This is a genomic window from Streptomyces sp. DT224, from assembly GCF_049844595.1.
Taxonomy (GTDB): Bacteria; Actinomycetota; Actinomycetes; order Streptomycetales; family Streptomycetaceae; genus Streptomyces.
The window spans coordinates 1-216 of record NZ_JBNCLI010000080.1 but is presented as its reverse complement, the minus strand read 5'-3'; the positions used below and the strand labels follow the sequence as shown (position 1 = coordinate 216).

The following is a 216-nucleotide window of genomic DNA, read 5'->3' as shown; positions in this document are numbered from 1 at the left end:
GCGGGCCGAACGCCGCCACCCCATCGTCCCCGCGATCGTCCTCGGTGCCCGTGCCCGTGCCCGTGCCCGTGCCCGTGCCCGTGCCCGTGCCGGTGCCGGTGCCCGTGCCCGTGCCCGTGGCGGTGGCGGTGGCGGTGGGGGTGGGGGTGGCCCGGTTGAGGCGGGGAGTGAGGAGGTGCTCGCCGCGGACGGCGATCTGTGCTTCGCCCGTGGTCA

At 78.2% G+C, this 216-nt stretch carries 1 protein-coding gene; it reads right to left on the bottom strand.

What is annotated here, in order from left to right; translation table 11 throughout:
* Positions 1 to 216 (bottom strand): hypothetical protein (locus ACLQ2N_RS36125; protein ID WP_425820055.1); only part of this gene is annotated, 216 nt, incomplete at both ends.